At 60.3% G+C, this 18,328-nt stretch carries 13 protein-coding genes and 1 pseudogene; 1 reads left to right on the forward strand and 13 read right to left on the reverse strand.

From position 1 onward, the window contains the following. Positions 1–11: 11 nt before the first annotated feature. The 13 genes and pseudogenes from fusA to NO932_RS10785 all read right to left on the reverse strand — a co-directional run bounded on the left by fusA (position 12) and on the right by NO932_RS10785 (position 17,470). Positions 12–2,102: an elongation factor G gene (gene fusA, locus NO932_RS10725; protein WP_309207357.1), complete on the reverse strand. Its 2,091-nt coding sequence runs from the start codon at positions 2,100–2,102 to the stop codon at positions 12–14. An 11-nt stretch (positions 2,103–2,113) separates the two neighbouring features. Continuing rightward, the gene (gene rpsG, locus NO932_RS10730) at positions 2,114–2,584 is read right to left on the reverse strand and encodes a 30S ribosomal protein S7 (RefSeq protein WP_309207358.1); all 471 of its coding nucleotides are present in this window, start codon (positions 2,582–2,584) and stop codon (positions 2,114–2,116) included. Positions 2,585–2,599: 15 nt separating this feature from the next. Continuing rightward, entirely contained in the window at positions 2,600–2,971 is a 372-nt protein-coding gene (gene rpsL / locus NO932_RS10735) for a 30S ribosomal protein S12 (protein WP_041528652.1), read from the reverse strand. Between the two features lie 442 nt (positions 2,972–3,413). After that, complete coding sequence (locus NO932_RS10740; protein ID WP_309207359.1) at positions 3,414–4,730, reverse strand: esterase-like activity of phytase family protein; 1,317 nt, start codon at positions 4,728–4,730, stop codon at positions 3,414–3,416. 168 nt (positions 4,731–4,898) lie between these two features. Continuing rightward, positions 4,899–9,092, reverse strand: a complete 4,194-nt coding sequence (rpoC, locus tag NO932_RS10745; RefSeq protein WP_309207360.1) for a DNA-directed RNA polymerase subunit beta' — start codon at positions 9,090–9,092, stop codon at positions 4,899–4,901. A gap of 119 nt (positions 9,093–9,211) precedes the next feature. Continuing rightward, entirely contained in the window at positions 9,212–13,354 is a 4,143-nt protein-coding gene (gene rpoB / locus NO932_RS10750; RefSeq protein ID WP_309207362.1) for a DNA-directed RNA polymerase subunit beta, read from the reverse strand. Positions 13,355–13,625: 271 nt separating this feature from the next. After that, positions 13,626–14,003 (reverse strand): 50S ribosomal protein L7/L12, encoded by a 378-nt coding sequence (gene rplL, locus NO932_RS10755; protein WP_309160988.1) that lies wholly within the window; start codon positions 14,001–14,003, stop codon positions 13,626–13,628. Positions 14,004–14,063: 60 nt separating this feature from the next. Continuing rightward, positions 14,064–14,579: a 50S ribosomal protein L10 gene (rplJ, locus tag NO932_RS10760; RefSeq protein ID WP_309160987.1), complete on the reverse strand. Its 516-nt coding sequence runs from the start codon at positions 14,577–14,579 to the stop codon at positions 14,064–14,066. Between the two features lie 325 nt (positions 14,580–14,904). Then, positions 14,905–15,597 carry a 50S ribosomal protein L1 gene (gene rplA, locus NO932_RS10765; RefSeq protein WP_309160986.1) on the reverse strand — a complete coding sequence of 231 codons (693 nt, stop codon included), beginning with the start codon at positions 15,595–15,597 and terminating at the stop codon, positions 14,905–14,907. Between the two features lie 5 nt (positions 15,598–15,602). Next, a complete protein-coding gene (gene rplK / locus NO932_RS10770) occupies positions 15,603–16,031 on the reverse strand; it encodes a 50S ribosomal protein L11 (RefSeq protein WP_309160985.1) in 429 nt (142 codons plus the stop codon). Positions 16,032–16,156: 125 nt separating this feature from the next. Beyond that, positions 16,157–16,687, reverse strand: coding sequence for a transcription termination/antitermination protein NusG (gene nusG, locus NO932_RS10775; RefSeq protein WP_309160984.1), 531 nt, complete (start codon positions 16,685–16,687; stop codon positions 16,157–16,159). A gap of 33 nt (positions 16,688–16,720) precedes the next feature. Then, positions 16,721–16,915, reverse strand: coding sequence for a preprotein translocase subunit SecE (gene secE / locus NO932_RS10780; RefSeq protein WP_309160983.1), 195 nt, complete (start codon positions 16,913–16,915; stop codon positions 16,721–16,723). 155 nt (positions 16,916–17,070) lie between these two features. After that, positions 17,071–17,470: pseudogene (locus tag NO932_RS10785) on the reverse strand (VOC family protein). 313 nt (positions 17,471–17,783) lie between these two features. Between NO932_RS10785 and rnk the strand changes: the two are divergent. Further along, entirely contained in the window at positions 17,784–18,230 is a 447-nt protein-coding gene (gene rnk, locus NO932_RS10790; protein WP_375142735.1) for a nucleoside diphosphate kinase regulator, read from the forward strand. Positions 18,231–18,328: the final 98 nt, after the last annotated feature.

The following is an 18,328-nucleotide window of genomic DNA, read 5'->3' on the forward strand; positions in this document are numbered from 1 at the left end:
TTGGTTTCCTATCAGGCGTACTTGGCCTGGACTTCGTCGGCGACCGCCTGGGGCACCTGCTCGTAGTGATCGAACACCATCGTGTACTGTGCACGTCCCTGGCTCATCGAGCGCAGCGAGTTCACATAGCCAAACATGTTGGCCAGCGGCACGAAGGCGTTGACGACCTGTGCGATACCCCGGCTTTCCGTGCCCTGAATCTGGCCACGGCGGGAGTTCAGGTCACCGATGACGTCGCCCATATATTCTTCGGGGGTAACGACTTCGACCTTCATGATCGGTTCGAGCAGCTTCGCACCGGCCTTCGGCAGACCTTCACGCAGAGCGGCACGAGCCGCGATTTCGAACGCCAGCACCGAGGAGTCGACGTCGTGGTAAGCACCATCGACGAGGGTTGCCTTGAGGTCGACGATCGGGAAGCCAGCCAGGATACCGGCGCCCATGACGGACTCCAGACCCTTCTGCACGCCAGGGATATATTCCTTGGGAACCGAACCACCGACGATCTTGCTTTCAAAGGTGAAACCGGCACCAGGCTCGTTGGGCTCGATGATGAGCTTGACGCGAGCGAACTGGCCCGAACCACCCGACTGCTTCTTGTGGGTGTAGTCGATTTCGGCCTGGCGAGTGATCGTTTCACGATACGCCACCTGCGGCTGACCGATATTGGCCTCGACCTTGAACTCGCGCTTCATGCGATCGACGATGATGTCGAGGTGAAGTTCACCCATGCCCGAGATGATGGTCTGGCCCGATTCCTCGTCCGACTTGACGCGGAAGGAGGGATCTTCGGCAGCAAGACGCTGCAGCGCCAGACCCATCTTTTCCTGGTCGGCCTTGGACTTGGGCTCGACGGCAATGTCGATCACCGGATCGGGGAAGATCATACGCTCAAGGATGACCTGGCTGTTGGGCACGCAGAGCGTGTCGCCGGTGGTGGTGTCCTTGAGGCCGACGATGGCAACGATGTCGCCAGCGAAGGCTTCTGTGATCTGCTCACGCGAGTTCGAGTGCATCTGGAACATACGTCCAACGCGCTCGCGCTTGCCCTTGACGGTGTTTTCGAGCTGCGCACCGGCTTCGAGGTGACCCGAATAGATGCGGCAGAAGGTCAGCGAACCCATGTGCGGGTCGTTGGCGATCTTGAACGCCAGCATCGAGAGCGGCTCGTTGTCATCAGCGTGACGCTCGATCGGCTCTTCGGTCTTGGCGTCGATACCCTGAATGGCCGGCACGTCGTTGGGCGCAGGCAGGAAATCCACCACAGCATCAAGAAGCGGCTGAACGCCCTTGTTCTTGAACGCCGAACCGCACAGCACACCGAAGAACTCGGTGTTGATAACGCCCTTGCGGATCAGCTTGCGGATCGTGTCGTTATCCGGCATCTCGCCTTCGAGATAGGCCTCCATCGCCGCCTCGTCCATTTCGACGGCAGCTTCGACGAGCTTCTCGCGGTATTCTTCGGCGCGATCCTGCAGGTCGGCCGGAATATCGACGATATCCCAGGACGCACCCAGCTGCTCACCGTTCCAGACCAGAGCCTTCATCTCGATGAGATCGACGACGCCGGCGAACTCGTTCTCGGCACCGATGGGGAGCTGAAGAACAACGGCCTTGGCGCCCAGACGCTCGCCGACCATTTCCACCGAGCGGTAGAAGTCGGCGCCGATCTTGTCCATCTTGTTGACGAAGATCAGACGCGGAACGTGGTACTTGTCGGCCTGGCGCCAGACGGTTTCGGTCTGCGGCTCGACACCGGCGTTGGCATCAAGCAGAGCGACGGCACCGTCGAGCACGCGCAGCGAACGCTCGACCTCGATGGTGAAGTCGACGTGGCCCGGAGTATCGATGATGTTGAAGCGACGCTTCTTGCCGTCACGGCCCTGCCAGAACGTGGTCGTGGCAGCGGACGTGATGGTGATGCCGCGTTCCTGCTCCTGCTCCATCCAGTCCATGGTGGCAGCGCCGTCATGGACTTCACCGATCTTGTGCGACTTGCCGGTGTAGAACAGGATGCGTTCGGTCGTGGTGGTCTTGCCGGCATCGATGTGCGCCATGATGCCGAAATTGCGGTAGTCTTCGATCTTGTATTCGCGAGCCATGATCGTCTTCCTTACCAGCGGTAGTGCGAGAACGCGCGGTTGGCGTCAGCCATACGGTGCGTGTCTTCGCGCTTCTTGACCGCCTGACCACGGCCATTCATGGCATCCATCAGTTCGCCCGAAAGACGGCCAACCATGGTCTGCTCGCCACGCTTGCGCGCAGCATCGATCAACCAGCGGATGGCGAGAGCCTGCTGGCGGTCGGCACGGACTTCGACCGGAACCTGGTAAGTCGCGCCACCAACACGGCGGGAACGAACTTCAACGGCCGGACGGATGTTGTCGAGAGCGCCATGGAACACCTGGATGGGGTCCTGCTTGGTCCGCTCCTCGATAACTTCGAATGCGCCATAGACAATGCTCTCGGCGGCAGACTTCTTGCCGTCCTTCATGAGCGAATTCATGAACTTGGAGACAACCAGATCACCGAACTTGGGATCGGGGTTGATCTCACGCTTTTCTGCACGATGCCGACGGGACATAGCTCACAGATCTCCTTATTTCGGCCGCTTCGCGCCGTACTTCGAACGACGCTGCTTGCGATCCTTCACCGACTGGGTGTCCAGCACGCCGCGCAGCACGTGATAACGCACGCCCGGAAGGTCGCGCACACGGCCGCCGCGGATCAGCACAACAGAGTGCTCCTGCAGGTTGTGACCCTCGCCGGGGATGTAGGTAATAACTTCACGCTGATTGACCAGGCGCACCTTGGCCACACGACGCAGAGCCGAGTTCGGCTTCTTGGGGGTCGTCGTATAGACACGCGTGCAAACACCGCGCTTCTGCGGGTTGGCCTCCATCGCCGGAACCTTGTTCCGCTTCGGCTTGGCCTGCCGGGGCTTGCGGATCAGCTGATTAATGGTCGGCATATCGCTCGAACCCTCTTTTCATCCGTACAAACAAAATCCTTGTCGACATAACAAGCGAGCGGCGCCTGCCCGGACTTCCGTACGGAACCGGCGGCGCCAAGAATGCAGAGGATCACCTCCGAACCGGAAGCAATCATGCGCCCAAGACTTGTTGCGTCTAACTACCCGACAGTGTGTTTGATCGGCTTGAATGCGTCGCATTGGGCGCTTCGCATTCGGTGCCGGATCACGACCGACCGCTTAGGTAGGGCGGGTATTACTGGGTTGATTCAGAATCGTCAAGGCTTTCCGGGAAAAAAGCCGCAGAGCCCTGCTGATCACCTGCCCTGCACTTCGTGCATGGCGGGATATGGGGGGCCGAACCGCGCAATCAAGAGGTTGATTGAAGGTAAACAAAAAGAAAAGGGCCCGAAGGCCCCTTCCCCAACGTTTTGCTTTGCCGCTACTCAGCAGCGAGGAAATCGGCGACGTCGAGAAGGATGATCTCGTTGTCGTCGGCACGGCCCGCTTCGCGGCCCACCGAACCGGGATAGTTGTTGTCGTTGGCGACAACGATGGTGGTCTCATCGACGCGGTCGACATCCTCGATGGTGACGAACGGGAAGTTGAAGACACCCTCGATCGTGCCGCGCGGAGCGACGCCATCGGGATCCTCGATGTTCATGAGGTCGATATAGGCGATCTTTTCCAGAACGCCGCTTTCGTCGGTGCGTTCGAGATCGACAAGATAGATGCGCTTGAACTGAGCGGGATTTTCAACACTCTCGTCGCGGGGGTCGCCCTCGCGGCCGTCGCGCTCGATAATCAGGGCGCGGGTGCCCTCGATGATGTTGAAATCACCAATCGCATGGGTGGGGTCTTCGAGCGGATAATAGCGGATCACTTCGCTCCACTCGCCCTCTTCGGTGTCGAATTCGAACATGCGCAGCACGGATGCGCCGTCGATGGTTTCCTGCGCGCCCTCTTCCGGCATCCAGATCGGCTTTTCCAATAGCGGGTAGAGCGTGGTGCCGTCTTCGCCCAGCGCCATGCCCTCATAACCGCCGGAACCAAAGGTGCGCAGGTTCTCGGGTTGGCCGGCACCGGGATTGACCGAACCGACAAAGAAATTGTCGGGGCTGCGCAGCAATTCACCGCCCGGCTCGGTGGCGAAAACCTGCTGAACCACGCCGTCCTCGTCGACCTCGATCAGCCAGGGGCCGAACTCGTCGCCGATCCAATAATGATCGCCGACCGGCTGAATGGATTCAGGATCGAAATCGGCACCGGTGAGATAGCGGGTGTCGGTATGTTCGTTGGTGATCGGGAACGGAACGACCCGGTCGGGATCGGAAAGGAAGATCGTTTCTTCAACAGCGACCTGCCCCGTTTCCCAATCGGGTACCAGGATGTTGAACATCAGCATGGCATCGGACGAATTGTATTTCGAACCGAACCCGTTGTCGGTGAGCACCAGGAAGCGATCGTCGCCCAGCGAGCGGATGCCCGAAAAGCCCTGCAGCGGCTGGCCGGGGAACGGACGGCCGAGACCGGAATTGGCGTCGATCACGCTGTACGGCGCTTCGCTGCGCTCACCGCCGGCAAAGCGGCCGGAAATGTTGAGGCTGACGGGTGCATCGGCCGGGGCTGGAAGAAAGGTCTGGGCCGGGACCCGGGCATGCTCGAGCAGCACGGCGGAAAATTCCTGCGCATCCTGCGCATGGGCGGCTGCGCCGAGAGCAAAAAGGGAAACGAACGATAACAAGGACTGTCGGACCACGGGGGTGCCTCCTGACAACGGATCAAAAACCGCGAGGATTTAAGTCCCGCCCTGTGACAGGCCGTTTACCGTTGCTTGACGGATCGATGGCGGTTTTGCGACATCGCCGCGCGCAATAAAAATGGGGGCCGGAGCCCCCATTTTCCTATTGTTACGATGCTTGCGACCTTATTCGGCCGGAGCTTCCGGCATGGCCTCGGGCGCCGGGATGGCAACCGTTTCGGCCTGGCGGCGACGCTCTTCGAGAATGAGGTCGTCGCGCTTGGTCGCGATCTGGCGCACATTGGAGATGCGAGCACCCGTACCGGCCGGAATGAGACGGCCGACGATGACGTTCTCCTTGAGGCCTTCGAGCAGGTCGGCCTTGCCCGAGACGGCGGCCTCGGTGAGGACGCGGGTCGTCTCCTGGAAGGACGCGGCCGAGACGAAGGAACGAGTCTGCAGCGACGCCTTGGTGATGCCGAGCAGGACCGGAACGGCCTCCGCGGGCTTCTTGCCATCGGCAACGAGCTGTTCGTTGAGCTCGTCGAAGTCGATGCGGTCGATCTGCTCTTCCTTGAGCAGGCCGGACTCGCCGGGCTCGGTGATCTCGACCTTTTGCAGCATCTGGCGAACGATCACCTCGATGTGCTTGTCGTTGATCAACACGCCCTGCAGGCGATAGACCTCCTGGATCTCGTTGACGAGATACTTGGCCAGCTCCTCGACGCCCTTGATGGCAAGGATGTCATGCGGTGCCGGGTTGCCGTCCAGGATATACTCGCCCCGCTCGATCGGATCGCCTTCCTGCAGGTGGAACGGCTTGCCCTTCGGGATGAGGTACTCGACCGGCTCCAGGCTCTCATCGTTCGGCTCGATGATGATGCGACGCTTGTTCTTGTAGTCGCGACCGAAGCGGATCGTGCCATCGATTTCGGCAATGATCGCGTGATCCTTCGGACGGCGAGCCTCGAACAGTTCGGCCACACGCGGCAGACCGCCGGTGATGTCCTTGGTCTTGGCGCTTTCGAGCGGAATACGGGCAAGGACGTCGCCGGGGGCAACGCGGGTGCCCGGCTCGACGGCGATGACCGCATCCACGCTCATCAGGTACCGAGCATCGGTGCCACGATCGGTCTTGAAGGGCTGCCCCTTCGAACCGACGGCGATGGCGGGCTTAAGCCCGTCGCCGCGCTGGCTGGAACGCCAGTCGATGACCAGACGCTTGGTGAAGCCGGTGGTCTCGTCGGTCTGCTCGGAGACCGAAGCCCCATCGACCAGATCCTCGAAGATCACCTCGCCCTCGACCTCGGTCAGGACCGGACGGGTGTACGGATCCCACTCGGCCAGACGCTGGCCGCGCTTGACCTGATCGCCCTCGTTGACCCGCAGACGCGAACCATAACCGAGCTTGTGAACGGCGCGTTCCTTGCTATCGGTATCAACGATGACGATGGAGACGTTGCGACCCATGACGACGATGTGGCCGTCCGAGTTGGTCGCAATGTTCTTGTTGCGGAACGCGATCTTACCCTCGGCACCGGCCTCGAGATAAGAGTTGTCCACCACCTGGGCCGTACCACCGATGTGGAACGTGCGCATGGTGAGCTGGGTGCCCGGTTCACCGATCGACTGAGCCGCGATGACGCCGACCGCTTCGCCCATGTTGACGGGGGTACCGCGGGCAAGATCACGGCCATAGCAGGTCGCGCAGGTGCCCTGGCGAACCTCGCAGGTCAGCGGCGAGCGGATGCGCACCGACTGGACCTTGGCAGCCTCGATCTTTTCGACATCCGCTTCGTCCATCAGCGTACCCTTGGCGACAAGAACGTCGTCGGTACCGGGGACGTAGATGTCGTCGGCCGAAACGCGGCCCAGAATACGCTGGCCAAGCGAGGCGACCACCTGACCGGAGTCGACGATCGCTTCCATGGTCAGGCCGCGCTCGGTACCGCAATCGTCAGCGGTGATGATCGCGTCCTGCGCCACGTCCACGAGACGGCGGGTCAGGTAACCCGAGTTCGCGGTCTTGAGCGCGGTGTCGGCCAGACCCTTACGGGCGCCGTGGGTCGAGTTGAAGTACTCGAGAACGGTCAGGCCTTCCTTGAAGTTCGAGATCACCGGGGTCTCGATGATTTCGCCCGACGGCTTGGCCATGAGGCCGCGCATGCCGGCGAGCTGCTTCATCTGGGCGACCGAACCACGGGCGCCGGAGTGGCTCATCATATAGACCGAGTTGATCTGACGCGAGCGGCCGTTGTCGTCCTTCTCGTGAGCAGAGATGCGCTTCATCATCTCCTCGGCGACCTTGTCACCGCACTTGGCCCAGGCGTCGACGACTTTGTTGTACTTCTCACCATGGGTGATGAGGCCGTCATTGTATTGCTGCTCGAACTCCTCGACCTGACGACGGGTATCGCCCACGATCTTGGCCTTCGAATCCGGGATCACCATGTCGTCCTTGCCGAACGAGATGCCGGCGCGGCAGGCCTGCTTGAAGCCCAGATCCATGATGCGGTCACAGAAGATCACGGTCTCCTTCTGGCCACAGGCACGGTAAACCGTGTCGATGACCTTGGAGATGTTCTTCTTGGTCATGAGCTGGTTGACCACCTCGAACGGCACGCCCTTGGGCAGGATCTGCCCCAGCATCATGCGGCCCGGCGTGGTTTCGACGATCGCGGAAACCACATTGCCTTCGGCATCGAGCGTCTTGACGCGGCCCTTGATCTTGGTGTGCAGCGTGACCGACTTGTTCTCAAGCGCATGCTCGAGCTCGGACATGGACGAGAACGCCATGCCTTCGCCGGGCTCGCCCTCGGCCATGATCGAGACGTAGTAGAGACCAAGCACGATGTCCTGGCTCGGCACGATGATCGGCTGACCATTGGCCGGGTGCAGGATGTTGTTGGTCGACATCATCAGCACACGGGCTTCGAGCTGGGCTTCCAGGCTCAGCGGCACGTGAACGGCCATCTGGTCGCCGTCGAAGTCGGCGTTGAACGCGGCGCAGACCAGCGGGTGAAGCTGGATGGCCTTGCCCTCGATCAGGATCGGCTCGAACGCCTGGATGCCAAGGCGGTGAAGCGTGGGCGCACGGTTCAGGAGAACCGGGTGCTCGCGGATCACTTCGTCGAGGATATCCCAGACTTCGGGCTTTTCCTTTTCAACCAGCTTCTTTGCCTGCTTGACGGTCGAGGACAGGCCCTTCGCGTCGAGACGCGAATAGATGAAGGGCTTGAACAGCTCGAGCGCCATCTTCTTGGGCAGGCCGCACTGGTGGAGCTTGAGTTCCGGACCCACGGTGATGACCGAACGGCCGGAATAGTCGACGCGCTTGCCGAGCAGGTTCTGGCGGAACCGGCCCTGCTTGCCCTTGAGCATATCTGACAGCGACTTGAGCGGACGCTTGTTGGCACCGGTGATGGTGCGGCCACGGCGGCCATTGTCGAACAGGGCGTCGACGGCCTCCTGGAGCATACGCTTTTCGTTGCGGATGATGATGTCGGGCGCGCGCAGCTCGATGAGGCGCTTGAGACGATTGTTACGATTGATCACACGACGGTAGAGGTCGTTGAGATCGGACGTAGCGAACCGGCCGCCATCGAGCGGAACGAGCGGACGCAGTTCCGGTGGGATCACCGGAATGACGGTCATGATCATCCATTCGGGCTTGTTGCCCGAAACGATGAACTGCTCGACGATCTTCAAACGCTTGGCGAGCTTCTTGGGCTTGAGCTCGGTGGTCGACTCGGCGATCTCGACGCGCAGGTCGGCGGCGAGCTTGTCGAGGTCGAGCGCGGCCAGCATCTCACGCACCGCTTCTGCGCCGATCATGGCAGTGAAGGCGTCCGGACCGTAATTGTCCTGAGCGTCGAGATACTCTTCTTCAGTGATGAGCTGGTGCTGGGTGAACGGGGTCAGGCCCGGCTCGATCACCACATAGTTCTCGAAGTACAGAATGCGTTCCACATCCTTCAGCGTCATGTCGAGAAGCTGGGAGATGCGGGAGGGCAGCGACTTCAGGAACCAGATGTGAGCGACCGGAGCGGCGAGCTCGATATGGCCCATGCGCTCGCGGCGAACGCGGCTGAGGGTGACTTCCACACCGCACTTTTCGCAGATGACGCCCTTGAACTTCATGCGCTTGTACTTGCCGCACAAGCACTCATAGTCCTTGGTCGGGCCGAAGATACGCGCGCAGAACAAGCCGTCACGCTCGGGCTTGAACGTGCGGTAGTTGATGGTCTCAGGCTTTTTGATTTCGCCGTAAGACCACGACAGGATCTTTTCCGGGCTCGCGATGTTGATCTTGATCTGATCGAAAGTCGGCGCAGCCGCCTGCGAGTTGAACGGATCCATGACGTGCTGATGATGATTCATCTTTGTCTCCTTGATGCCCCGACAGCGCTGCTGGAGCGAGCGCACTGCGAGGCAAAAGCAATCGGTTCAGGCCGGAAGCGCCCTATATAGGTACGCTCCGGCCAGTTGGAAGCGGCGGATTATTCCGCCGCGTCCGCAGGAGGTGCGAGTTCGGGATCGCCACCCGGCTCGTCATTGTCCGCTTCCATGTCGGTCAATTCGACGTTGAGACCCAGCGAACGGATTTCCTTGACGAGAACGTTGAAGCTCTCGGGGATGCCCGCTTCGAAGGTGTCGTCGCCACGCACAATGGCCTCATAGACCTTGGTACGGCCGGCAACGTCGTCCGACTTGACGGTGAGCATTTCCTGCAAGGTGTAAGCGGCACCGTAAGCTTCGAGCGCCCACACCTCCATCTCACCGAAACGCTGACCACCGAACTGGGCCTTACCACCGAGCGGCTGCTGGGTGACTAGGCTGTAGGGGCCGATCGAACGGGCGTGGATCTTGTCGTCCACAAGGTGGTTGAGCTTGAGCATATAGATGTAGCCCACGGTCACCTTACGGTCGAAGGCATCGCCAGTACGCCCATCATAGAGCGTGGACTGACCCGAGCCATCGAGTCCGGCCTGTTCCAGCATCTGGACGATATCGGCTTCCTTGGCACCGTCGAACACCGGCGTTGCGATGGAAACACCCTTGGAGATCTGCTGGCCGAGACGAACGACGCTGTCGTCGTCCAGATCGCCCACGAATTCGTCGCCGTCATAAAGAGCGGAGATTTCCTTCTTGAGCGGCGTCACGTCCTTGGACTGCCGATAGGCATCCATCATGGCGTCGATCTTGCGGCCCATGCCACGAGCAGCCCAGCCCAGATGGGTTTCCAGGATCTGGCCCACGTTCATGCGCGAAGGCACGCCGAGCGGGTTGAGCACGATATCCACATGGGTACCATCTTCGAGGAACGGCATGTCCTCGACCGGCATGATGCGCGACACCACACCCTTGTTCCCGTGACGGCCGGCCATCTTGTCGCCCGACTGGATCTTGCGCTTGGTCGCAACGAAGACCTTGACCATCTTCATCACGCCCGGCGGAAGTTCGTCACCGCGCTGGAGCTTGTCGACCTTGTCGATGAAACGCTGCTCGAGCAGACGACGAGATTCGTCATACTGCGCCTGCAGGGCTTCGATCTCGCTCATCAGCTTGTCGTCTTCGACGGCGAACTGCCACCACTTGGAGCGGGCATGAGCGTCAAAGATCGAGTCGTTGAGCTTGGTGCCCGCGACATAGCCCTTGGGACCCGAGGTCGCGGCCTTGCCGAACAGCATTTCCTTCAAACGCGCATAGACGTTGCGGTCGAGGATCGACTGCTCGTCGTCGCGGTCCTTGGCCAAGCGCTCGATTTCCTCACGCTCGATGGCCATGGCACGCTCGTCCTTGTCGATGCCGTGCCGGTTGAAGACGCGGACTTCCACGACGATGCCGGCATCGCCCGGCGGCATGCGGAGCGAGGTATCGCGAACGTCGGACGCCTTTTCACCGAAGATGGCACGCAGGAGCTTTTCTTCCGGCGTCATCGGGCTTTCGCCCTTGGGCGTGATCTTGCCGACCAGGATATCACCAGCCTGGACCTCGGCGCCGATGTGGACAATGCCCGCTTCGTCTAGATTCTTGAGCGCTTCTTCCGAAACGTTCGGGATATCGCGGGTGATTTCTTCCGGACCGAGCTTGGTGTCGCGGGCCATGACTTCATATTCCTCGATGTGGATCGAGGTGAAGACGTCATCCTGAACGATCTTTTCAGAGAGCAGGATCGAGTCTTCGAAGTTGTAGCCGTTCCAGGGCATGAACGCGACGAGCACGTTGCGGCCCAGGGCCAGATCGCCCAGTTCGGTCGAAGGACCATCGGCGATGATGTCGCCAGCCTGGACATGATCGCCGACAACCACCAGCGGACGCTGGTTGATGCAGGTCGACTGGTTAGAGCGCTGGAACTTCATCAGGTTGTAGATGTCGACGCCGGACTTGGACGCATCGGTTTCTTCGGTCGCGCGGATAACGATACGGGTCGCATCCACCTGATCGACGATACCGCTGCGGCGGGCAGCAATGGCGGCGCCGGAGTCACGCGCCACGACCGACTCCATGCCGGTACCCACGAACGGGGCTTCGGCACGCAGAAGCGGCACGGCCTGACGCTGCATGTTCGAGCCCATGAGAGCGCGGTTGGCGTCGTCGTTTTCCAGGAACGGAATGAGCGAAGCGGCAACCGAAACGACCTGCTTGGGCGAAACGTCCATCAGATCGACCATCTCGCGCGGGGTGAGCGAAGGCTCGCCGGCGTGACGGGCCACGACCATCTCGTTGGCGAACTTGCCGTCAGCGTCGACATTGGCGTTGGCCTGGGCAACGTGGTGCTTGGCCTCTTCCATCGCCGAGAGATAGACGACCTCGTCGGTCACCTTGCCATCCACGACCTTGCGGTACGGGGTTTCGATGAACCCGTACTTGTTGACGCGGGCGAAGGTGGCCAGAGAGTTGATCAGGCCGATGTTCGGGCCTTCCGGCGTTTCGATCGGGCAGATGCGGCCATAGTGCGTGACGTGAACGTCGCGGACTTCAAAGCCTGCACGCTCGCGGGTAAGACCACCCGGCCCGAGCGCCGAAAGACGACGCTTGTGGGTGATTTCCGAGAGCGGGTTGATCTGGTCCATGAACTGCGAAAGCTGGGACGAGCCGAAGAACTCGCGCACAGCGGCAGCAGCCGGCTTGGCGTTGATCAAATCCTGCGGCATGACCGTATCGATCTCGACCGAGCTCATGCGCTCCTTGATGGCGCGTTCCATGCGCAGCAGGCCGAGGCGATAGTGGTTTTCCATCAGCTCGCCCACCGAACGCACGCGGCGGTTGCCGAGATTGTCGATATCGTCGATTTCGCCCTTGCCGTCGCGCAGTTCGACGAGCGTACGCACGACCGCAACGATATCTTCCTTGCGCAGAACGCGCACGGTGTCTTCGGCTTCGAGGTCGAGACGCATGTTCATCTTGACGCGACCGACCGAGGAGAGGTCGTAGCGCTCGGAATCGAAGAACAGCGAATTGAACATCGCTTCGGCAGTTTCCACGGTGGGCGGCTCGCCCGGACGCATGACGCGGTAGATATCGAACAGAGCGTCCTCGCGGGTCTCGTTCTTGTCCACGGCCAACGTGTTGCGGATATAGGCGCCGACATTGACGTGGTCTATGTCGAGGATCGGCAACTCGTCGAAGCCCTTGTCGACCAGCGCCGCAAGCAGCTTTTCGTCGATTTCGTCACCGGCTTCGGCAAAGATCTCACCATTGGAGAGATCGACCATGTCCCTGGCCAGGTACATGCCGTAAAGGTCTTCATCGGTGGCGAGCAGGTGCGTGACACCGGCTTCCACGAGCTTCTTTGCGGCGCGCTGGGTCAGGCGCGTACCGCCTTCATGCACGACGTCGCCGGTCTTGGCGTCGATCAGATCGAAAACGGGCTTGGTGCCCTTCATCTTGTCGGCGTCGAACGGCTTGTTCCAGCCCTTATCACCCTTGGTGTAGGTCTGGATGTCGTAATAGGTCTCGAGGATTTCCTCGGCATCGAGACCGAGGGCCTTGAGCAGCGAGGTCACCGGGATCTTGCGGCGGCGGTCGATGCGCGCATAGACGATGTCCTTGGCGTCGAATTCGATATCGAGCCAGGAACCGCGATAGGGAATGATGCGCGCGGCAAACAGCAGCTTGCCCGAGGAGTGGGTCTTGCCCTTGTCGTGATCGAAGAACACGCCGGGCGAGCGGTGCATCTGGGAGACGATGACGCGCTCGGTGCCGTTGACGATGAAGGTGCCGTTCGAGGTCATGAAGGGCATGTCGCCCATATAGACGTCCTGCTCCTTGATGTCCTTGACGGACCGGGCGCCGGTGTCTTCATCGACCTCGAAAACGATCAGCCGCAGCGTCACCTTGAGCGGCGCGGCAAAAGTCATGTCGCGCTGGCGGCATTCCTCGACGTCGTATTTGGGCTGTTCGAATTCGTAACGCACGAATTCGAGCGAGGCGGTGTTGGAGAAGTCGGTGATGGGGAAGACCGACCGGAAAACCGACTGCAGGCCTTCATCGCCGCGGCCGCCTTGGGGCTCATCGACCATCAGGAACTGATCGTACGAGGCCTTCTGGACCTCGATCAGGTTCGGCATCTCCGTGACTTCACGAATGGACCCAAAGGACTTGCGCACCTTGCGGCGCCCGTTGAACGTGGTAGCCATGTACCCGTTTCCTCTCGTTTGAAGCGTCTCGGAGGCAACTGTTCAAAGAATCGACAATCAGCCGTCGGTTCTTTGAACAGGTGCCCTTTCTGACATTATGTTGTTGTCTGGCGGATCGCATACCGGCCGATAGTGGCCTGCCGGGATCACCGCCTGTTCCGCAACTTCCGCCCTGCCCTTCTAAGCAGGGTGGCGTCCGCTTCCATCACACTCCGGAAGCGGGAACGGGATGGCCCGTGGGCCATCCCGAAAAACGTCTCGAAAGACGAACTTACTTGAGTTCGACCTTGGCGCCGGCGGCCTCGAGCTTTGCCTTGATGTCTTCGGCTTCCGCCTTGTTGACACCTTCCTTGACAGCCTTGGGAGCGCCTTCGACGAGGTCCTTGGCTTCCTTGAGGCCGAGGCCGGTGATGCCACGGACTTCCTTGATGACGTTGATCTTCTGGTCACCAGCCGACGTCAGGACAACGTCGAACTCGTCCTTTTCTTCAGCCGGAGCGGCACCGGCGGCAGCGCCACCAGCAGCAGCAACGGCAACAGGAGCGGCGGCGGAAACGCCCCACTTCTCTTCGAGCATCTTGGAGAGCTCGGAAGCTTCCAGGACGGTCAGTGCAGACAAATCGTCTACGAGCTTTGCAAGATCAGCCATTTGATCAGCCTTTTCTTTGGGTACTTGGTTTCAGTTTGAACCGTGGATGGTCGCGCCGCCTTATGCAGCGCCCTTTTCCGAATAAGCGGAGATAACGCGAGCGACGGATGCGCTCGGTTCCTTGACCAGACGTGCGATCTGGGCCGCAGGCTGCGTGAGCAGACCGGCGAGCTTTGCGCGCAGTTCGTCCAGCGAAGGCAGATCGGCCAGAGCCTTGACGCCTTCGGCGTCGAGCTCGGTCGAACCCATGGCGCCGCCGAGGATCACGAACTTGGAGTTCGAATCGGCGAACTTCTTGGCAACACGAGGTGCCGTGATGGGATCTTCCGAATAGGCAAGGACCGTCGGGCCAGTCAGAAGACCCGAGAAATCCGCGATTTCGGTTTCCTTAAGAGCGAGCTTGGCAAGGCGGTTCTTTGCGACCTTAACCTGTCCACCGGCCTGCTTCATCTGCACACGCAGCTTTTCGAAGTCAGACACCGACAGACCGGCATAGTGAGCGACGACAACCGCGCCCGAGCCGGCAAACGCCTGCTGGAGCGAGGAGACGACCTCAGCTTTTTCCGCTCTATCCACTGCTACTCTCCACGAGTTAGGCCCGATCCCTCATGGATCGAACCCGTTGCAATAAGCCACCCATCGGGCAGCGGTGCAGTGCCTGTAAACCAATCGAGGGGCACGCCCCAGGGACCGGTTCGGTTCAAACCAAAACGAGCCGCATTGCGGAAATCTCGTCCGGGTCATCACCCCATCTATTGGTGGCTGCCGGGAGCCCCCGGCGCTTAGGATGGCAAGCCGCCATCACCACGCAGTCTCGGACAGGACTTTACCGGAAAGGGATTTCGCCCTTCCCGGCATCCCGGGCGGCCGGAACCGCCCGAAACTGGTTTCTCGATCAGCCTTAGAGGACCGACGAGGGATCGACATGGACGCCGGCGCCCATGGTCGAGGAAACCGCGACGCGCTTGACGTAGGTGCCCTTGGCGCCCGAGGGCTTGGCCTTGGTCACGGCGTCAGCAAGCGCCTTGATGTTTTCGACGAGCTGGGCTTCGGTGAACGAGGCCTTGCCCACGCCGGCATGAATGATGCCGGCCTTTTCGACGCGGAACTCCACGGCACCGCCCTTGGCAGCCTTGACGGCGCCGGCGACGTCGGGGGTCACGGTGCCGACCTTGGGGTTCGGCATGAGGTTGCGCGGGCCCAGAATCTTACCGAGGCGACCGACCAGCGGCATCATGTCCGGAGTGGCGATGCAGCGATCGAAATCGATCTTGCCAGCCTGAATGTCGGCAGCCAGATCGTCGGCGCCCACGATATCGGCACCAGCGGCCTTGGCTTCTTCAGCCTTGGCATCCTTGGCGAACACGGCGACGCGGACGGTCTTGCCCGTGCCGTTGGGAAGGTTGACGACGCCGCGGACCATCTGGTCGGCGTGACGCGGATCAACGCCCAGGTTCAAGGCGACTTCGACGGTTTCGTCGAACTTGGCCGTAGCGCGTTCCTTGACCATCTTGATGGCCTCATCGACGCCATAAAGCTTCTTGCGGTCAATGCCTTCGCGAATGGACTTCGTGCGCTTTGCGAGCTTGCTCATAACCCTTAACCCTCGACCTGCAGGCCCATGGAACGGGCGGAACCAGCAACCATGCTCATCGCGGCTTCGACGGTATCCGCGTTGAGGTCCTTCATCTTCTTTTCGGCAATCTCGCGCACCTGGGCTTCAGTGAGCTTGCCGGCGCTGTCGTGACCCGGCTTCTTGGAACCGGACTTGAGATTGATCGCCTTCTTGATGAAGTAGGTGACCGGGGGCAGCTTCATTTCGAAGGTGAAGCTCTTGTCGGCGAAAGCGGTGATCACGACCGGAATCGGAGCACCCTTTTCCATTTCCTGCGTAGCGGCGTTGAAGGCCTTGCAGAATTCCATGATGTTGAGACCGCGCTGGCCAAGGGCCGGGCCGATCGGGGGCGACGGGGTCGCAGAGCCGGCAGGCACCTGCAACTTGATGTAGCCTGTAATCTTCTTTGCCATCTGTCGTTCCTTTCAATACGCCGCCAAAGCGGCCATTTGGTGACGGTGTGGTTCGAGGTTTGCCCGACGGATGGCAACCGCCGCCCTCTCCCACACAGTGTAGCCTCCTTAGGGAGACTGACGGCCTAGACCTTCTCTACCTGACCGTATTCCAGCTCGACCGGCGTAGGCCGACCGAAAATCGAAACTTCGACCTTGAGGCGCGAACGCTCTTCGTCCACTTCCTCGACCACGCCCGAAAAGCTCGCGAACGGGCCATCAGACACACGCACATTCTCGCCAACCTCGAAGCTGACGGACGGCTTGGGACGATCGACACCCTCCTGCACCTGCTGCAGGATGCTCATTGCCTCGCGCTCCGAGATCGGCTGCGGCTTATTATCCGCGCCCAGGAACCCGGTGACCTTCGGCGTGTTCTTGATCAGATGGAACGTCTCGTCAGTGAGCTCCATCTTGACCAGCACATAGCCGGGAAAAAACTTACGCTCGGCGTCTACCTTGCGGCCACGACGCACCTCGGTGACCTTTTCGGTCGGCACCAGCACATCGTCGAACAAATGATCAAGGCCGTTGGAGACAACCTTCTGCTTAATGTCCTCGGCAACCTTGCGCTCGAAGTTCGAATACGCCTGAACGATGTACCAACGCTTGGCCATACTGCTGTTACGCTCCTGATCCGCCGCTTCGCCTTAGCGAATGGACAGAATTAACCCGACAAAGAACTGGATGATCTGATCGGCGGCCAGAAAGAAAAGGCTCGCGAAGATCACCATGGCCAGCACCATCACGGTGGAGATCAGCGTCTCGTTCCGGGTCGGCCAAACGACCTTGGCGACTTCCGAACGCACCTGCTGAAAGAACGTAAAAGGATTAGTCCGGGCCATATACCGCTCGATACCTGGTGTTAAATCTGGGGCTTTTAGTCCATAAGCAATTGCCGCGCGAGTAGGAGTCGCACGGCCAAGAGTGGCCTATCTAGACGTTGCAGCGTGCGAACGCAAGTCCTCGCACCATCTTTTTTGGCCCGGCCATGAGGCTGTCAAACAAACCTGCCGCGGCGTTGTATAACCTCGATCTTATACCCATCGGGGTCAGTGGCGAAAAAGAAGCGCGCGAAGGGCTGCCCCCTTATAAGGAAAGTCCTTGAGATCGCCGACATCGAGCCCCTCTTTCCTGAAGCGGGCATGCTCGGCTTCCAGATCCTCGACCGTCACCGCCAGATGACCATAGCCATCGCCCAACTGATAGGGCTCGGTGCGATCGAAGTTGACGGTGAGCTCTACCTCGAATTCGGATTCCGTCGGATGGCGAAGATAGATAAGCGCAAAGCCCTCGAATTCCAGCCGGTCGCGCACCTCGAGCCCGAAGGCGCGGCGATAGAAATCAACCGAACGCTCCTCATCGAGGACACGGATCATCGAATGGACGGGCTTGGCCATGAAGGCTCCACGACTAAAAGGGGAAACAGGCTCTTCATTTAGGAAGATCCGGGACCGATCGCAACCCTTCTCGCCGACACATACCATTGACTTTGTTTTCGGGCAGCTTACCTTTAGCCCCATGACAAAGCTTGCGGACCTTTCCTTCGACAGCCTCCGCCGCGGCCATCTCATGATGGGATCGCGACCCTAAGGTCATGCTTTGCGTCGCATGACCTTAGGGTCATGCCTCCGAGCAAGTCGGACCAACAGACGCTTCCCCTATTTTGATTCTCACGACCGCTTGAGCGGTCGATAACTCATGGAGTGAACAATGAGCTTGTTTGCACCTCACGGGCAATTGCCCGCCATCCTGGTTAACCAGGACGATTTCGAACTTCTCAGCCGCCTCGCCTCTGCCGGGCACGGAGAAACCGCCGAAGATTTGATGAGCGAACTCGAACGCGCGACCATCGCCGATCCGATCCCCGCCAACATCGTGCGCATGGGATCGACGGTGAGCTACGCCATCAGTGACGAAGGCACACGTACCGTGCGCCTGGTTCTTCCTGCCGAAGCGGATATCGCTTCGGGCGCCATTTCGGTACTCACCCCTATCGGGACAGCGCTTCTGGGCCTGAGCCCCGGCCAATCGATCGGCTGGACAGCCCGGGATGGACAGGAGCGTCAACTCCAGGTGATCGCCGTCTTCAACGACCCCGGGCTAGCGCTTGCGAGCGCGAATGCGGATGAGGACGATCCCGGTCCATTCGCAGCCTAAAGTTATTAGGAGGAGCCGGCCCTACCGCGCTCCTCCTTTGTTTTCGGGTAAAAAACGTAAAATACTATAATTACTTAGCCGACCAGTTTTTGCCGGGG

The sequence above is a fragment of the Pelagibacterium sp. 26DY04 genome (assembly GCF_031202305.1).
Lineage (GTDB): Bacteria > Pseudomonadota > Alphaproteobacteria > Rhizobiales > Devosiaceae > Pelagibacterium.